The organism is Streptomyces sp. NPDC002018 (assembly GCF_042890865.1).
In the GTDB taxonomy this organism is placed as follows: domain Bacteria; phylum Actinomycetota; class Actinomycetes; order Streptomycetales; family Streptomycetaceae; genus Streptomyces.
In genome coordinates, this window is the sequence record NZ_JBIASO010000002.1 from 450,807 (window position 1) to 465,386 (window position 14,580).

Genomic DNA, 14,580 nt, shown 5'->3' on the forward strand with positions numbered 1-14,580 from the left:
CCGGACAGGACCTACCGGACAGGACCTGCTAACCCAGCGCCTGCTGGAGGTCCGCCAGCAGATCGTCCCCGGCCTCGATCCCCACCGACAGCCTGACCAGGTCGGACGGCACCTCCAGCGCCGAGCCCGCCGCCGACGCGTGCGTCATCCGGCCGGGGTGCTCGATCAGCGACTCGACGCCGCCCAGGGACTCGCCCAGGGTGAAGAGCTTCGCGCGGTCGCAGACCGCCACCGCCGCCTCCTCGCCGTCCGCGACCTGGAAGGAGACCATCCCGCCGAACGCCTTCATCTGCTTCGCGGCGACCTCGTGGCCCGGGTGCTCGGGCAGGCCCGGGTAGAGGACCTTCGAGACGCGCGGGTGCTTGGTGAGCATCTCCGCGATCCGTGTCGCGTTCTCGCAGTGCCGGTCCATCCGTACCGCCAGCGTCTTGATGCCCCGCAGCACCAGCCACGCGTCGAACGGTCCGGCGACCGCTCCCATCGCGTTCTGGTGGTAGACCAGTTCGTCCGCGAGCCCGGCGTCGGCGACGACGAGCGCGCCACCCACCACGTCGGAGTGCCCGCCCATGTACTTGGTCGTCGAGTGGACGACGACATCCGCGCCCAGCGCCAGCGGCTGCTGGAGGTACGGGCTGGCGAAGGTGTTGTCGACGACGAGCCTCGCCCCGGCCGAGTGCGCGATGCCGGCGAGACCGGCGATGTCGGTGATGTTGAGCAGCGGGTTCGACGGGGTCTCGACCCAGATCACCTTCGTACGGGGCGTGAGCGCGGCCCGTACGGCCGCGGGCTCCGAGGTGTGGGCGACCGAGAAGTCCACCCCCCAGCGCTCCAGGACCTTCGCGAAGAGCCGGAAGGTGCCGCCGTAGGCGTCGTCCGGGATCACGACATGGTCACCGGGCGCCAGCAGCGTACGGAGCAGACAGTCCTCGGCCGCGAGACCCGAGGCGAAGGCGAGCCCGCGCCGGCCGCCCTCCAGCGCCGCGAGGTTCTCCTCCAGCGCGGTACGGGTCGGGTTGGCGCTGCGGCTGTACTCGTAACCGCCGCGCAGGCCGCCGACGCCGTCCTGCTTGTAGGTGGAGACCTGGTAGATCGGCGGAACGACCGCGCCCGTGAGGGGGTCGGCGGTGTTGCCCGCGTGGATGGCGAGAGTCTCGAAGTGCTGATGCTCGTCGGAGTACTGCTCGCTGGTGTGCTGGTGGCTCATGAGGCCCGAGCGTAGCGCCGGTCGTGGAGCACCGGGCACACACGCGGCTGGCCTGCGGCTGAACGGAAGCGCGCGCCGGGCGGCGGGGCGCGGCGCACGCCCGCCGGTGCACCCGCGTACGCCCGCACGCCCGCACGGCCACCCACGCGGACCGCGCGCAGGACGCCCGTACGGCCACCCCGTGCAGACCCCGCGCAGACCCCGCGCGGGACCGCGCGCGGACCGCGCGCACCGGCCGGGTTCGCGTCGCGCGGCGTCCGGGACAATGGGGCCATGGAGATTCTCTGGTTCCTGATCGCGATGGGCCTGCTGGCCGCGGTCATCGGCCCGTACGTCATGCACCGCCGCGGTGGTATCCGCCAGGTCGCCCCCGGTTCGCCCGATGCCGCCGACCCCGCCGCGTACGGGTTCGTACGCCAGGAGGAGCTGGACATCCGGCTGCCGGGGCCGGACCAGGATCTCCTCGATGTCCTCGATGTCGTCCAGCACACCCAGGAGTGGCGGGCCGCCGCGCAGTTGCTCGCGGGCACCGGCAAGGAGGGCGAGGTGCGCTGGCAGCGCGTCCAGGCGTTCGCCGGCGCGGCCTCGCTGGAGCTCCAGCAGCGGCCCGGGGCCGGCGGGGCCTGGCTGCGGGCGTGGCGGTCCGACGCGCCGAAGGACGCGGGCGCCGCGCAGGTGCACGCCGAGTTCCTGGTGCAGCAGGCCTGGCGGTCCTCGTCCGCCGGGACCGACGACTTCCGGATCATCCTGGAGGAGGCCCGTACGGTCTGCGGCGAGGCGGCCCTGCTGGCGCCGGGCGACCCGGTGCCGTACATCACCGAGCTGGCCGTCGCGCGCGGACTCGGCTATCCGCACGAGCAGTTCGACCAGCTCTGGGCGAAGGTGATCGACCGCGCCCCGGCGCACATGGGCGCGCATCTCGCCGCGCTGCACTACTGGTGCGAGAAGTGGCACGGCTCACGCGAGGAGGCCGACCACTTCGCGACGACGGCCGCGGCGCGCGCCCCCCGGGGCTCACTGCTGGCGGCCCTGCCGCTGTTCGCGGTGTACGAGCACCTGCCCGAGGTCAATCTGGTGCAGGGCTTCTACCGGAGCGCGGTGGTCACCAAGGCGGTGGAGGGCGCGCTCTTCGCGGTGCACGCGGCGCGGCCGGACGACCCGATGCTCGCGCACGTAAGGCATCTGCTGGTCCTCTTCCTCGTACGGCAGGAGCGCTGGGCGGAGGCGATGAACCAGCTCACGCGGGTGGACGGCCATGTCGGGGCGCTGCCGTGGACGCTGGAGGGCGACCCGGCGCATGTCTACGCGGTGTACCGCGCGCTGGCGGTGGCGGGGTACGAGGCGAACGGCGGAAACCCGGCGACACTGCCGCGGTGAGCGGACCGGCCTGAGGGCCACCGGCCCTCACCGTTCCCCGCCGGCCCTCACCGGCCCTCAACGGTCCCCCGCCGGCGCGGGCCGGCGCCCGGCGCTTTCCGGAATGTCCGGGGCCGCCGTTACGTTTGAGAGAGCAGGACCCCACAGCCGAGGAGACCTGAGATGTTCCTGACCCGCCGCACCCCCGAGCTTCCCACCCCGGAGCAGGCCCTGCCCGGCCGGCCCGAGCGCGACTTCCCGGTGCCCTCCCGCCACACGGTCCTCGGCAACCCCTTGCTCGGTCCGTATCCGGAGGGCCTGGAGATCGCCGACTTCGGCCTGGGCTGTTTCTGGGGTGCCGAGCGCACGTTCTGGAAGCAGGACGGCGTCTGGACGACGCTGGTCGGCTATCAGGGCGGTTCGACACCGAACCCGACCTACGAAGAGGTCTGCTCCGGCCTCACGGGCCACACCGAGGCGGTCCGTGTCGTCTACGACCCCAAGATCATCTCGTACGACGAGCTGCTGAAGCTCTTCTGGGAGTCGCACAACCCCACCCAGGGCTTCCGCCAGGGCAATGACGTGGGCACGCAGTACCGCTCGGCGGTCTACACCCACGACACGGCCCAGGCCGAGGCGGCCGCCGCCTCCCGCGAGGCGTATCAGAAGGTCCTGACGGGCTCGGGGTACGGCACGATCACCACGGAGATCCTCCCCTCCACGGGCCGCACCTTCTACCCGGCCGAGGCCTATCACCAGCAGTACCTCGACAAGAACCCGGCGGGCTACTGCGGCCTGGGCGGCACAGGAGTCTCCTGCCCGATCGGCGTGGCCAAGGCGGATGGCTGAGCCTCTCCGCCCGACGTCGCCGCGGCGTCGCACGCGCTGCTGACCGGCTCCGGCCCGGTCAGCACCGCGCCGCGCCGCTGTACGCGCTGCCACCCGGCCCGGGGCGGGGCTGCGGCCACTGGGCCCGGCGCAGGCCCACCCGGGCCGGGGGCAGCCCCCCGACCGGACACGTGGGCCCCGGGCCGGGGCGGCGGTCAGGTGGCGGGGGCGGCGGGGAGCAGGTGGTCGCCGACCTTGTCCGTGCTGAGGCACAGGGAGCAGACCACCGCGTCGTGCGTACGGCAGGCGGTCACATCCGGGCGTTCGAACTCCTGCCGGCAGACATGGCACACGTACGGGACGGCGCTCGGGTTGCCGTCCGCGTCGAGCAGCGGTTCGTCGAGGCCGTCGTCCGTGCGCCGCAGGTAGTAGCGGCCCTTGGTGACGACCGCCATCAGCGGCGTGAGGAAGAACGCGATCAGCGCGGCGGCGACCGGTGAGTACGGTTGCAGCGCGTCGCCCAGGACATGGAAGTACATGGCGATGGACAGTCCCGAGGCGGCCGTGAAGGCCACGACGCCGACCGGGTTGACCGCGTAGAGCATGCCCCTGCGGAACTCCGGTACGCGCGGGGAGAGTTTGAGCAGGTACTTGTTGACCATGATGTCGGTGGCCACGGTCACGACCCAGGCGATCGCGCAGTTCGAGTAGAAGCCGAGGATGGTGTTCAGAAAGCTGAACATGTCCGCTTCCATCAGGATCAGCGCGAACGCCAGATTGACCAGGACGAAGACCATCCGGCCCGGATAGTGCTTGGTGATCCGGGTGACGGAGTTCGTCCACGCCAGCGATCCCGAGTACGCGTTGGTGACGTTGATCTTGATCTGGCTGATCACGACAAGGACCACCGCCAGCGGGACGACCAGCCAGGACGGCATCATCGCGTCGAAGGCGCCCCGGAACTGCTGGATCGGCTCGGTCGCGGCGGCCGGTCCCACCTCGGAGAGGACGTACACCGCCAGGAACACCCCCATGGCCTGCTTGAGCGCCCCGAGCACCACCCAGCCGGGACCGGCCATAACCACCGCCGCCCACCAACCGCGCCGGTTCGCCTCGGTCTTGGGCGGCATGAAGCGCAGGTAGTCGATCTGCTCACCGATCTGCGCGATCAGCGACAGACACACTCCCGCGCCGAGCAGCACCGAGGCCGTGTTGACCCCTCCCTCACCGTCGGTGCCCGCGTACGCCAGCCAGCGGTCCACCGTGCCGGGGTCGGTGACGATCAGATAGATGAGCGGACCCGCCATCAGCAGAAGCCAGATGGGCGTCGTCCAGACCTGAAGCTTGCTGAGGGCCTTCATCCCGTAGATGACCAGGGGAATCACCATGAGCGTGGAGACCAGATAGCCCGCCCACAGGGGCATGCCCAGCCCCAGTTTCAGCCCCTGCGCCATGATCGAGCCTTCGAGGGCGAAGAAGATGAAGGTGAAACTCGCGAAGATCACACTGGTCAGCACGGACCCGTAGTAGCCGAAGCCCGAGCCACGGGTGATCAGGTCCAGATCGATGTTGTACCGGGCGCCGTAGTAGGCGAGCGGGAAGCCGGTGACGAAGATGACGGCCGCCGCGAGAGCGATCGCGGCCAGCGCGTTGCCGGTGCCGTGGGTGAAGCCGATGCCCGCGCCGATGGAGAAGTCGGCGAGGTACGCGATCCCGCCGAGCGCGGTGGTCGCCACGACCATCGGCGTCCACCGGCGGTAACTCCGGGGCGCGAAGCGGAGGGTGTAGTCCTCCAGCGTCTCGTTCGCCACGGGCCCCGAGGAACCGCCCGGACCGGACGCCGCTCCCGGTACCGGGGGCTCCTGGTCACCGCCGGGCACCATCAGTTGTGGCTCGCTGCTCATGCCGCGCCTCCTGGGAAGAGTGAGGTGGGAACGGACTGCAAGGAGTGCTTCGTCACCGGCCGCCGAGGCAGCCGTACCCCACGCCACGGGGCCGGCCGCGCGGGGCACCCGCCGGATCGTCCGTGCCGCGCGGACAGCCTCGTGTCATGAGCGCGGACACTAGTGAGGACCTGTTACCTGCCCGCGCTCCGCAGATGAAGGAGCCGTTTCCGCCTACTCTCAGCACCCACCCGACCACGAACGGCCGCGACGGGACCGACGCCCCCGGTCCGAGACCCACGCCCGCTCGACGCGGCAGTCCCGGAGGGCGGGGTTGGCAGCGGGGTTGGCGCGAGGTTGGCGGCGGGGTTGGCGCGGGGCGCGAGTGCTGAGGGCGGGGGCGCCTCGGGGCCGCTCGGATAATCTGACGAGGCGAGAACCGCCACCGGGACGGGCAAGCCACCCCCCGGCCACGGACCAACGATCGCGGCAACGATCGCAGGAGGCAGCACGTGTCACGTCCGGTCACCATCGTCACGGGCGGCAGCCGGGGAATCGGCGCGGCGACATGTCTCCGGCTGGCGGCCGACGGGCATGACCTGGCCCTGGGATACGTGAGCGACAGCGCGGCGGCGGAGCAGGTGGCGAGCGCGGTGCGGGCGGCCGGGGCGCGCTGTGTCGCCGTACGGGTGGACACCTCCGTCGAGGCGGACGTGGAGCGGCTGTTCGACACCGCCGCGGCCGAACTCGGACCGGTGACCGGCCTGGTCAACAACGCCGCGGTGACGGGCCCCCTCGGCCGGTTCGCCGATACCCGCACCGAGGACCTGCGGCGCGTGATCAACGTCAACCTGCTGGGCTATCTGCTGTGCTGCCGCAGAGCCGCCCGGGACATGGCACCGCTCGGCCGCGGCGCCATCGTCAACATCTCCTCAGCGGCGGCCACGCTGGGCAGCCCCGGTGAGTACGTCCACTATGCCGCGACCAAGGCCGCCACCGACGCGCTGACCGTCGGGCTGGCCAAGGAACTCGGCCCGGACGGCATCCGGGTCAACGCCGTCGCCCCCGGCGTCATCGAGACCGAGATGCACGCCGCGATGGGCGACCCCGACCGCCCGGCCAAGGCCGCCCCCGAGATCCCGCTCCGGCGCCCCGGCCAACCGCCCGAGATCGCCGCCGCCGTCGCCTGGCTGCTGTCGCCGGACGCCTCGTACACCACGGGCACGGTCCTGAGAGTCTCCGGCGGCCGGTGACCCACCCCGCCTCGGCACGGGGACTCGGGTGGGAGGGCGAGGGGCTCAGACGTTCAGGGCTCCCGTGGTGAGCGCGCCGACGAAGGACGTCCACGCGGGCGCGGGGACGGTGAGGGCGGGACCGTCGGGGTTCTTGCTGTCGCGGACGGGGACGATACCGGGAACGCCGTCCGCGACCTCGACGCAACTGCCTCCGTCCGGGCTGCTGTAGCTGGACTTGCGCCAGGCAGCGAGGGCGGACGCCGGAATGGTGTCTGCCACCTCGACGCAACTGCCGTTGTCCGGGCCGCTGTAGCTGGACTTGCGCCATCCGCTGAGAGCGGACGCCGGAATGGTGTCTGCCACCTCGACGCAGTCTCCATGGTCGCCACCGCTGTAGCTGGACTTGCGCCAGCCGGTGAGGGCGGACGCCTTGGGAATGCGGCTAACAGTCATCTTCGTAATCCTCCGCCACCGATTCGAGGAGGGCCAGGGATGCCGCTGGCGGCAACGCGGCGGCCCTGGTCAAATCGTATGCGCCCTGGAGCCGCCGTACGAGGTACGGGTCGTCGAGCAGCACTCCGGAATAGATGCCTTCGACGTAGGCCATGTCCGGGGCATCCTCAAAGCTCATCAAGCTGACCATGCCGCTCATCGTCGCGTGAGCACCAACAGAGTGCGGGACCACCTGGAGAAAGATCCTGTCGTCATGCATCAGCCGTGCGAGGTCTCGCAGTTGTTCGGCCATTACAGCCGGGCCGCCGACGGCAGTCCGTAGAACGGCCTCGCTGAGAATGACCCACATCAACGGCGTGTCGGGATTCTCCAGGATCTCGCGCCGTGCCGTCCTGCCCGCCACCAGTTCATCGATCTTCTTCCGGTTCGGGTTGGCGTGTGCCGACCGAAACACCGCCCGCGCGTAGTTCACCGTCTGGAGCATCCCCGGGACCAGCGACACCGCGTACTCATGGATCGCCGTCGCCAAGCGTTCCGCCTCCGCCGCCTCGCGGAAGTGTTCCGCGTACTTCGCCTCTTCGAGCGTCCGCAGCATGCGGTGGAACCGGCCGCCCGTACCCAGCACCTTGTCGATGCGCTGCGCGTCCTCGGGGGTCGGCATACGGCGGCCCGCCTCGAAGTGGGCGATCAGCGTGCCGTGGCAGACCACGCCCTCGCCGAGCTGCTGTTGTGTCAGCCCGGCGGCCTCACGGGCGATGCGCAGCTCTTGTCCGAAGTGCTTGCGCGGCGGCAGATACGCCCGAGCCTCGCGCTGTTTCTCCTGTGTCATTCCAACGCCCCTTTCAGGCGGGTTCTCCGCCGGACCATGGCCCCCCGCCGCAGCGTACGCGCCACCCTGCCCCTCCGTAATCGATTCATCACAGAAAGCACACGAGTGTGGGTGCCGGCCAATTCCGTCCACCGGCTAGCCTGTTGGCCGTAACCCGACAGGATCTGCATGGGGGAAGCGGACAGGTGGACGGCGCCGCGGAGGAGATCGGGCGGGAGTTGCGGCGCCTGTACGCGGAGGCCGGGACCCCCGTGCTGGATGTGCTGATCCTGCGGTTGCGGGACCAACTGCCCGAGGAACCACGGCTGACCACCGTCACGGTGAACAAGTGGCTGCGCGACGGGGTCGCTCCCGATTCGCTGGCCGCGCTGCGGGCGTTCGTCGGGCTGCTCAACGATCTCGCCCTGCTGGTGAGCAGCGACGCGTACCAGGTCCAGCCCCTCCCGTGGTGGGAGGCGCTGTGGTTCGAGGCCGTCCACGGCCAACCTCGTGCCACCGTGGCCTCGTTCAGCGACGCCCCGGCCCCCGCCCCCGCCCCGGCGCCCCACGCCACGCCCCGGGCCGTCGAACACAGCAACGCCATCGAGGGACATGCCCGGATCACCGGCCACAGCATCCAGGCGGGCGAGATCAACGGCGATGTGCATGTCCACCCACCGCCGGCTCCCGCCCCCGCGCCGATTCCGACGCCCCGGGTCACCCAGCCCCCCGACGAGGCACGCGTGGTGATCCGGGTGCAGAGCGGTACGGAGACGATCGAGATCTACGACGAGGGACTGGCGCGGTACTGGATCAGCGCGCGTTTGCAGATGGGTCTTGGCTATGAACAGTGACCACGGCATCGACCGTGTCGACGGCATCGACGCCGAGACGGCGTTGCGGGCGGTGGAGATCCTCGAATCTCCGCAGCAGGGGACGTACTCGGACGTCGGCGAGGTGAACAGCGCCATCGACACCCTGGAGAGGGTGCTCTCCGCGACCCCGGCCGGTCCGCTGCGCACCACGATCCTGTCGAACCTGGGGGTGATCAGGATGGCGCGCTTCCAGTTCACGGCGTCGCCGTCGGACCTGGACTCCGCCATCGTCTGCCTCCGGGAGGCCCACGGCACCCAGGAACCGTACGGGAACCATCCCGCGCTGAGCGCCACGATCCCCAATCTGATCAGCGCGCTCCATACGCGGGCGGAGTTCACCGGGGACTGGGACGACCTGGACGAGGCGATCGCCTGGGGGCGGGACGCCGTCGTACGGCTGCCGCCGGGGCTCTCCCAGCGGGCCGCAGCCCTGGCCAGCCTGAGCAGCGCCCTGCGCATCCGCTACGAACGGTCGCGGTACCACGGCGATCTGACGGAAGCGGTCGACCTCGGCCGGCAGGCCGCCGCCGACCTCCCGGCCGACCATCCCCGGCTGGGCTCCGCGCTGTCCAATCTCGGCAGCGCGCTGATGGCGTCGGGGCTGGTGGACGAGTCCGTCGCCGCGTATCGGCGGGCACTGGACAAGTTCCGCGCCGCGGAGAACCGGAGCGGCACGGCACGGACGATGAACAACCTCGCCGGAGCCCTCACCCAGGCCGGCCGCATCGACGAGGCGTTCACCGTCTACGAACAGGCGCTGGAGGAGTTCCGCGCCCTCGGCGACGCCCAGGGCGAGGAGCGCGTCAGAAACAACCTCGCCGCGGCCCGAGCACGCGCCCGTGCTCAAGCAGAAGCCCAGGCGGCAGCCGAGGCCGAGGCGCAGACACAGACGCAGACGCAGACGGGAACACCGGAGCCGTAGAGGCGGCCCGCACCATGTGACGCAGCACACACGCGAACGAAAACCTGACGGCGACGCCGCGCGTCTTGCGGGTGTGGGATCACGGAGGAGAACACTCACCGAGCTGGACGAGGAGGGTCTCGTCCGGCTCGTCGCCAAGGGCGACCGCGCCGCGTTCGAGGAGCTGTACCGGCGTACGGCCCCCTGGCTGGCCGTACGGCTGCGGCGGCGGTGCGCGGACGAGCAGATCGTCGCCGAGGTCATGCAGGAGACGTATCTGGCGGTGTGGCGTGCCGCCGACGCGTTCGCGGGCGCGGCGGTCGGCGGATCGGCCGTCGGCTGGCTGTGGACGATCGCCGCGCGCCGGCTGGTCGACGCGTTCCGCCGACGCGCGCACCACGCGCGCCTTCCCGACGCGATGACCGCGGGGGCCGCTCGTACCGTCGCACCCGCCGCCGAGGAGGAGGCGCTGGCGGCGACCGTCGACGGTGAGGTCGGTGACGCGCTGCGGCGGCTCGCGCCCGAACTGAGCGACGTACTGCGGGCCATGGTGCTCGACGGCCTCTCCGTACGGGAGACCGCCGTACTGCTCGGTCTGCCGGAAGGCACCGTCAAGACCCGCGCCCGTCGGGCACGGCGAGCCATGCGGGAGGCACTGTCATGAGCGACGACAAGCGTACGAGCGCGGACGACCCTACGGACTCGGCCGCCGACGACGGTACGGGCGCGGGCGACAGCGGAGGCGTGGGCGCGGGCAACGGTGTGGGTGCGGGCGACGGCGGAGGTGTGGGCGCGGGCACAGGCGCGGGCGCGAGCGCGGGCAACCGTACGGGCGCGGCGCACGCGCACCACGCGTCCGCGCCCCTCATCGCCCGCTACGCGCACGGCGACCCGGGGATCCCGGGCGACGAGGTCTGGGCGCTGGAAGCCCATCTGGAGTCCTGCGCGCCGTGCCGCGCACGGCTCGCCTCGGCCGTGGAGAGCGCCGCTCCGGCCGTGAACGCGCTGATCGACGGCGTCTGGTCGGAGCTGGCCCCCCTGCTCCCCACGACCGCCCCGATGCCCGGCCGCCGCCGCTGGGCGCTGCCCCTGCTGGCCTGGGCCTCCCCGGTGATGGTGCCGTGGGTGTGCACGACCGTCCTCGTCGCGCTGTTCGCCGTCCTCTTCGACCGGAGCAGCGGTCCGGGGGTCTCCTTCGTCCTCCTCCTGGCTCCCGTGCTGCCCGTACTGGGGGTCGCCGCCTCCTGGGCGCGCGGCCTCGACCCCGCGTACGAACTCACCGCGGGGACACCGCGCGCCGGGCTCCCCCTGGTGCTCCGGCGTACGACGTCCGTACTGGTCGTGGTGATCTCCGTGCTGGCGGTCGCCGGCTGGATCACCGGCACCGCCGTCGCACAGTGGCTGCTGCCCTGTCTGGCCTTCACCACCGGCACACTCGCGCTCGGCGGGCTGGTCGGAGTGAGCCGGGCGGCGGCCGGGCTGGTGCTGGCCTGGGCGGCGGTGATCGTGGCACCGACCGTGGTCGTGAGCCGAACCCCCTTCGCCCTCCAGCCGGAGGCCCTCCCCATGTGGGGCGCCGTTCTCGCCCTGGGGCTGGCGGTCGTGATCGCCCGCAGAGGCGCGTACGCCCTTCTCGGCGCCTTCCGCTGACGCCGCCTTGCCCGCGCCTGCCTTCCGCCGACGCCCCTTGCCCGCCCCTGTCCCTGTCTTCCCCCGCCCGCCCGCACTTCACCGACCGACGACCCCACCACCGAAAGGTCCTCACCCATGACCGAGGAAGTGACGACATGACCCGCGGCGTGACCGCTGCCGAAGTGGCGCCCACCGCCTACGCCTGGGAGATCCACGCCGAAGGGCTCAAGGTACGGGCCGGGGGCCGCAGGATGGCCGTCGACGGCCTCGACCTGGCCCTCGGCACCGGGGTGCACGGGCTCCTCGGGCCCAACGGCGCCGGGAAGACCACGCTCATCCGCGCCCTCGCCACCGTCCTGCGGCCGGCCGCGGGCTCCCTCGAACTGCTCGGCACTCCCGCCGGGGCGCAGACCGGCCGCCGCGAGCTGCGCCGCCGGATCGGTTATCTGCCGCAGGAGTTCGGGTACTACCGGCGCTTCACCGTCCGCGAGTTCGTGGAGTACATGGCGTGGCTCAAGGAGGTGCCCGCCGCGGAGATCCCCGGCGCGGTGCAGCGCGCCGTCGAACGCGTCGGGCTCGCGGACCGTGCCGACGACCGGCTGAAGACACTGTCCGGCGGCATGGTGCGACGCGCCGGTATCGCGCAGGCGATCGTCAACGACCCCCGGATCCTGCTGCTCGACGAGCCGACAGCCGGGCTCGACCCGGCCCAGCGGCTGCGCTTCCGTGAACTGCTGCACCAACTGGGCACGGACAGTTGTGTCGTGGTCTCCACCCACCTCGTCGAGGACGTCGCGGCGGCCTGTACGGATGTGCTGCTGATCGCCGACGGCCGGACGGTGTTCAGCGGCACACCGGACCAGCTCGCCGCGGCGGGCGGTTCCGAGGACCCGGGCGACAGCCCGATCGAACGTGGTTACGCGGCGCTGCTCATGCGCACCGAGCCGGGAAGGGGAGCCTGGTGAACCGCACGCCCGGAACCGCGCCCAAAGCCCGGATCCTGCGGATCGAACTCCGCCGCTCCGTCGGCGTCTGGCTGGGCGCGCTGCTCCTGCTCGGCTCGGTCGCGCTGCTCCAGTCGCTGAGCGGACCGTGGACGAAGGGCGCCGTGGCATGGACCGAACAGTGGACGTCCACCGCCTGGTGGGACCGGTTTCTGATGGCGTTCCTGTGGCCGCTGGCCGTGGCGGCCGGGGCCGTGCAGGGGCTGCGGGACCACCGCTCCGGCATGACGGAACTCCTCACCACCACCCCGCGCCCCCCGTGGCAGCGCGCCGCCAGGACCGCGGGCGCTCTGGCGCTCACCCTCGCCACCGCCTATCTGCTGCTGTTCCTCCACGGCGGGGTCCAGGTGATCGGCAACGGCGGCTACCCGCATCTGCGCTGGCTGCCCATCCTGCTGGTCGGGGCGCTGGCACTGGCCGCCGCCGCCTGGCTGGGGATGGGGGTCGCCAGGACCGTACCGTCCGCGCTCACCCCGCCGGTGCTCACGATGGTGACGCTGATGGCCGTGGTGCTCGTCCATGACACGGTCACGAGGGGCGCGTTCCCGAACCGGATCGTGCTGCTCTCGCCGTCGCTGGCGGAGGTGCACGGCGTGTTCCTGACGGTCGCCTGGCGGGTCAACGCCGGGCAGACGGTCTGGCTGCTCGGTCTCGCGGCCACGGGGTTCCTGCTGCTGGTGGCGGGGAAGCCGCGCGCACGGCTGCTGGCGCTCCTGCCCGCCGTGCTGGGCGCGGCGGTCGCGATACCGCTCCTGCCGGCCATCCCCGAACGCAACTACGTCATCGACAAGGCGGCGACGGCGCTCGTGTGCGAGGGCCCAGTCTGTGTCACCCGGCTGCACGAACGGGAACTGGCCGCGCTCGCCGGTCCCGAGGGACCCGCCGAGGAGGCGCTGCGGCTGCTGTCCCGGCTGCCGCACCCGCCGACCTCGGTGCGCGAGACGGTTCCCGCGTGGCCCGCCGATGGGTGGCAGCCGTCGGCGCCGCCGCGGCCCGCCGGTTTCGTCCCCGTCGACTTCGAGGAGCGGGCGCTCGCCGGCGCCACGAGGGACGAGGCTCTGCGCGGGCTGCTCGCGGGGGCCGGTACCGCGCCCTGTGCCGTGGCGCTCAGGGCCGATGCGACCGAGGAGGAGGAACTGCGGTACGACGAGACCAGGGCCGTACGCGAACTCGCCGCGCGCACGGTGGCCGCCGCCTGGTTCACCGGGGAGCTGAAGCCCCTGCGCGGCACGAGCTGGCTGCGCGCCGACGCCGACCGGTTGGCCCGGCCCGCCTGGGACGCGCTGCGCGCGCTGCCGCCGGGCGAGCAGCGCGAGCGGGTCGCGGCGCTGCGCTCGGCCGCGCTGCGCTGCGACGGCGACACCGACCTGCTGACGGTACTGGCGGCCCGGACAGTGCCTGCGGAGAGCGGCACGAGGTGAGCCATGAGGCGAGCCGCGAGATGAGGCGGAGGCATCACATCAGGCGCGGGACACCGGGGAACCGGCCAGGGCCGGGGGACCGGCTGGGGCGGGAGGAACAGCCGGGGCCCGGGGACCGGCCAGGGCCGGAGGAACCGCCGGGGCCGGAGGAGCACACGGTGCGGTCCACCCGACGGCCCACGCCGTCCACCCGACGGCCCACACCGTCCACCCGGTGGCCGGTGCCGTCCACCCGGTGGCCGGTGCCGTTCGCGCGGTGGCCGCTGCTGTACGCCCGGTCCCGTCGGATCCCCGCCTCGCTCGCCGCCGTGCTGGCCGCCGCCGTCGCCGTATGGTCGCTCACCAGGAGCGGCACCGCGGGCGATCCACGCGTGGGGATCCTGCTGCTCACGGCGGTGGTGGCGATGGCCGCCAACGGGCTCGGCGGGCAGGAGCTCGCCCTGGACCGTACGGCGGCGATCCGCTGGGCACCCCGGCGGGCGGCCCATCTCCTGCTCGTCGCGGGCCTCGCCGTGGCCGTACTGCTGGTCCTGTCGGCCGGATCCGCGCTGTCGGCCCCGGACGGCGGGCCGCTCCCGCTGGGGTACGCCGTCCGGAACAGCGCCGGGACCACGGGAATCGCCGCGCTCGGGGCGGCGCTGTGGGGCGGACGGTACGCCTGGACGCTGCCGTTCGGCTGGTGCGTGGCCGCGTTCTTCGTACCGTCCGCCGGGGCACTGCCCTCGCAGGTGGCGACCTGGATGCTCCAGCCGTCCGGCACGGCCGTCGCCGCCTGGACGTCGGCCGTGCTCGCGCTCGGCGGCGGTCTGCTCTACGCGCTTGCCGGTCCACGGCGCTGACGGCCCGTCGAGGGCCGAGGGGAGGCGGGAGCGGGACGCGCGACCGGTGTCGGCCCGCCCCGGTCGTCGGCGGCGGGGGACGGCGAAGGGCCGGGCCGCCTTCGCGCGGCCCGGCCCTCGGACACCGGTCTCGCCGCCCGC

14 protein-coding genes are annotated in these 14,580 nt (G+C 72.4%); 10 read left to right on the forward strand and 4 right to left on the reverse strand.

Translation table 11 applies throughout. The features are described 5' to 3' along the window. Nucleotides 1-28: 28 nt before the first annotated feature. Nucleotides 29-1,204: a cystathionine gamma-synthase gene (locus tag ACFYYH_RS05500; protein ID WP_388546225.1), complete on the reverse strand. Its 1,176-nt coding sequence runs from the start codon at nt 1,202-1,204 to the stop codon at nt 29-31. 273 nt (nt 1,205-1,477) lie between these two features. Between ACFYYH_RS05500 and ACFYYH_RS05505 the strand changes: the two genes are divergently transcribed. Continuing rightward, the gene (locus tag ACFYYH_RS05505) at nt 1,478-2,581 is read left to right on the forward strand and encodes a hypothetical protein (protein WP_388546228.1); all 1,104 of its coding nucleotides are present in this window, start codon (nt 1,478-1,480) and stop codon (nt 2,579-2,581) included. 162 nt (nt 2,582-2,743) lie between these two features. Beyond that, nucleotides 2,744-3,409, forward strand: a complete 666-nt coding sequence (gene msrA, locus ACFYYH_RS05510; protein ID WP_388546230.1) for a peptide-methionine (S)-S-oxide reductase MsrA — start codon at nt 2,744-2,746, stop codon at nt 3,407-3,409. 194 nt (nt 3,410-3,603) lie between these two features. Here the strand turns inward: msrA and ACFYYH_RS05515 are convergent, their stop codons facing one another. Next, on the reverse strand, nt 3,604-5,292 hold the full coding sequence (locus ACFYYH_RS05515) for a purine-cytosine permease family protein (protein WP_388546233.1): 1,689 nt from the start codon (nt 5,290-5,292) through the stop codon (nt 3,604-3,606). A 491-nt stretch (nt 5,293-5,783) separates the two neighbouring features. Between ACFYYH_RS05515 and ACFYYH_RS05520 the strand changes: the two genes are divergently transcribed. Beyond that, complete coding sequence (locus ACFYYH_RS05520) at nt 5,784-6,524, forward strand: SDR family NAD(P)-dependent oxidoreductase (protein ID WP_388546235.1); 741 nt, start codon at nt 5,784-5,786, stop codon at nt 6,522-6,524. A 45-nt stretch (nt 6,525-6,569) separates the two neighbouring features. Here the strand turns inward: ACFYYH_RS05520 and ACFYYH_RS05525 are convergent, their stop codons facing one another. Together ACFYYH_RS05525 and ACFYYH_RS05530 are read right to left on the reverse strand one after the other, a co-directional pair. Further along, nucleotides 6,570-6,959, reverse strand: coding sequence for a DUF397 domain-containing protein (locus ACFYYH_RS05525; protein WP_388546237.1), 390 nt, complete (start codon nt 6,957-6,959; stop codon nt 6,570-6,572). Next, complete coding sequence (locus tag ACFYYH_RS05530) at nt 6,949-7,788, reverse strand: Scr1 family TA system antitoxin-like transcriptional regulator (protein ID WP_388546240.1); 840 nt, start codon at nt 7,786-7,788, stop codon at nt 6,949-6,951. The genes ACFYYH_RS05525 and ACFYYH_RS05530 overlap by 11 nt, the downstream gene beginning before the upstream one ends. Before the next feature lie 185 nt (nt 7,789-7,973). Between ACFYYH_RS05530 and ACFYYH_RS05535 the strand changes: the two genes are divergently transcribed. The 7 genes from ACFYYH_RS05535 to ACFYYH_RS05565 all read left to right on the forward strand — a co-directional run bounded on the left by ACFYYH_RS05535 (nt 7,974) and on the right by ACFYYH_RS05565 (nt 14,439). Continuing rightward, nucleotides 7,974-8,621 carry a hypothetical protein gene (locus tag ACFYYH_RS05535; RefSeq protein ID WP_388546242.1) on the forward strand — a complete coding sequence of 216 codons (648 nt, stop codon included), beginning with the start codon at nt 7,974-7,976 and terminating at the stop codon, nt 8,619-8,621. Continuing rightward, a complete protein-coding gene (locus ACFYYH_RS05540; RefSeq protein ID WP_388546244.1) occupies nt 8,611-9,564 on the forward strand; it encodes a tetratricopeptide repeat protein in 954 nt (317 codons plus the stop codon). Before ACFYYH_RS05535 ends, ACFYYH_RS05540 begins: the two co-directional genes overlap by 11 nt. Before the next feature lie 73 nt (nt 9,565-9,637). Further along, nucleotides 9,638-10,207, forward strand: a complete 570-nt coding sequence (locus tag ACFYYH_RS05545) for an RNA polymerase sigma factor (protein ID WP_388546246.1) — start codon at nt 9,638-9,640, stop codon at nt 10,205-10,207. Further along, nucleotides 10,204-11,193 (forward strand): zf-HC2 domain-containing protein, encoded by a 990-nt coding sequence (locus tag ACFYYH_RS05550; RefSeq protein WP_388546249.1) that lies wholly within the window; start codon nt 10,204-10,206, stop codon nt 11,191-11,193. The genes ACFYYH_RS05545 and ACFYYH_RS05550 overlap by 4 nt, the downstream gene beginning before the upstream one ends. 137 nt (nt 11,194-11,330) lie before the next feature. After that, entirely contained in the window at nt 11,331-12,140 is an 810-nt protein-coding gene (locus ACFYYH_RS05555) for an ABC transporter ATP-binding protein (protein WP_388546251.1), read from the forward strand. Continuing rightward, nucleotides 12,137-13,600, forward strand: a complete 1,464-nt coding sequence (locus tag ACFYYH_RS05560) for a hypothetical protein (RefSeq protein ID WP_388546253.1) — start codon at nt 12,137-12,139, stop codon at nt 13,598-13,600. Before ACFYYH_RS05555 ends, ACFYYH_RS05560 begins: the two co-directional genes overlap by 4 nt. Nucleotides 13,601-13,821: 221 nt before the next feature. Beyond that, complete coding sequence (locus ACFYYH_RS05565; protein ID WP_388546255.1) at nt 13,822-14,439, forward strand: hypothetical protein; 618 nt, start codon at nt 13,822-13,824, stop codon at nt 14,437-14,439. Nucleotides 14,440-14,580 lie beyond the last annotated feature (141 nt).

Excerpts from the sequence above, each read along its gene's own strand:
- ACFYYH_RS05530 (WP_388546240.1), bottom strand. The coding sequence starts at position 7,788 with ATGACACAGGAGAAACAGCGCGAGGCTCGGGCGTATCTGCCGCCGCGC.
- ACFYYH_RS05550 (WP_388546249.1), top strand. The coding sequence starts at position 10,204 with ATGAGCGACGACAAGCGTACGAGCGCGGACGACCCTACGGACTCGGCC.
- ACFYYH_RS05505 (WP_388546228.1), top strand. The coding sequence starts at position 1,478 with ATGGAGATTCTCTGGTTCCTGATCGCGATGGGCCTGCTGGCCGCGGTC.
- msrA (WP_388546230.1), top strand. The coding sequence starts at position 2,744 with ATGTTCCTGACCCGCCGCACCCCCGAGCTTCCCACCCCGGAGCAGGCC.
- ACFYYH_RS05515 (WP_388546233.1), bottom strand. The coding sequence starts at position 5,292 with ATGAGCAGCGAGCCACAACTGATGGTGCCCGGCGGTGACCAGGAGCCC.
- ACFYYH_RS05555 (WP_388546251.1), top strand. The coding sequence starts at position 11,331 with ATGACCCGCGGCGTGACCGCTGCCGAAGTGGCGCCCACCGCCTACGCC.
- ACFYYH_RS05525 (WP_388546237.1), bottom strand. The coding sequence starts at position 6,959 with ATGACTGTTAGCCGCATTCCCAAGGCGTCCGCCCTCACCGGCTGGCGC.
- ACFYYH_RS05540 (WP_388546244.1), top strand. The coding sequence starts at position 8,611 with ATGAACAGTGACCACGGCATCGACCGTGTCGACGGCATCGACGCCGAG.
- ACFYYH_RS05500 (WP_388546225.1), bottom strand. The coding sequence starts at position 1,204 with ATGAGCCACCAGCACACCAGCGAGCAGTACTCCGACGAGCATCAGCAC.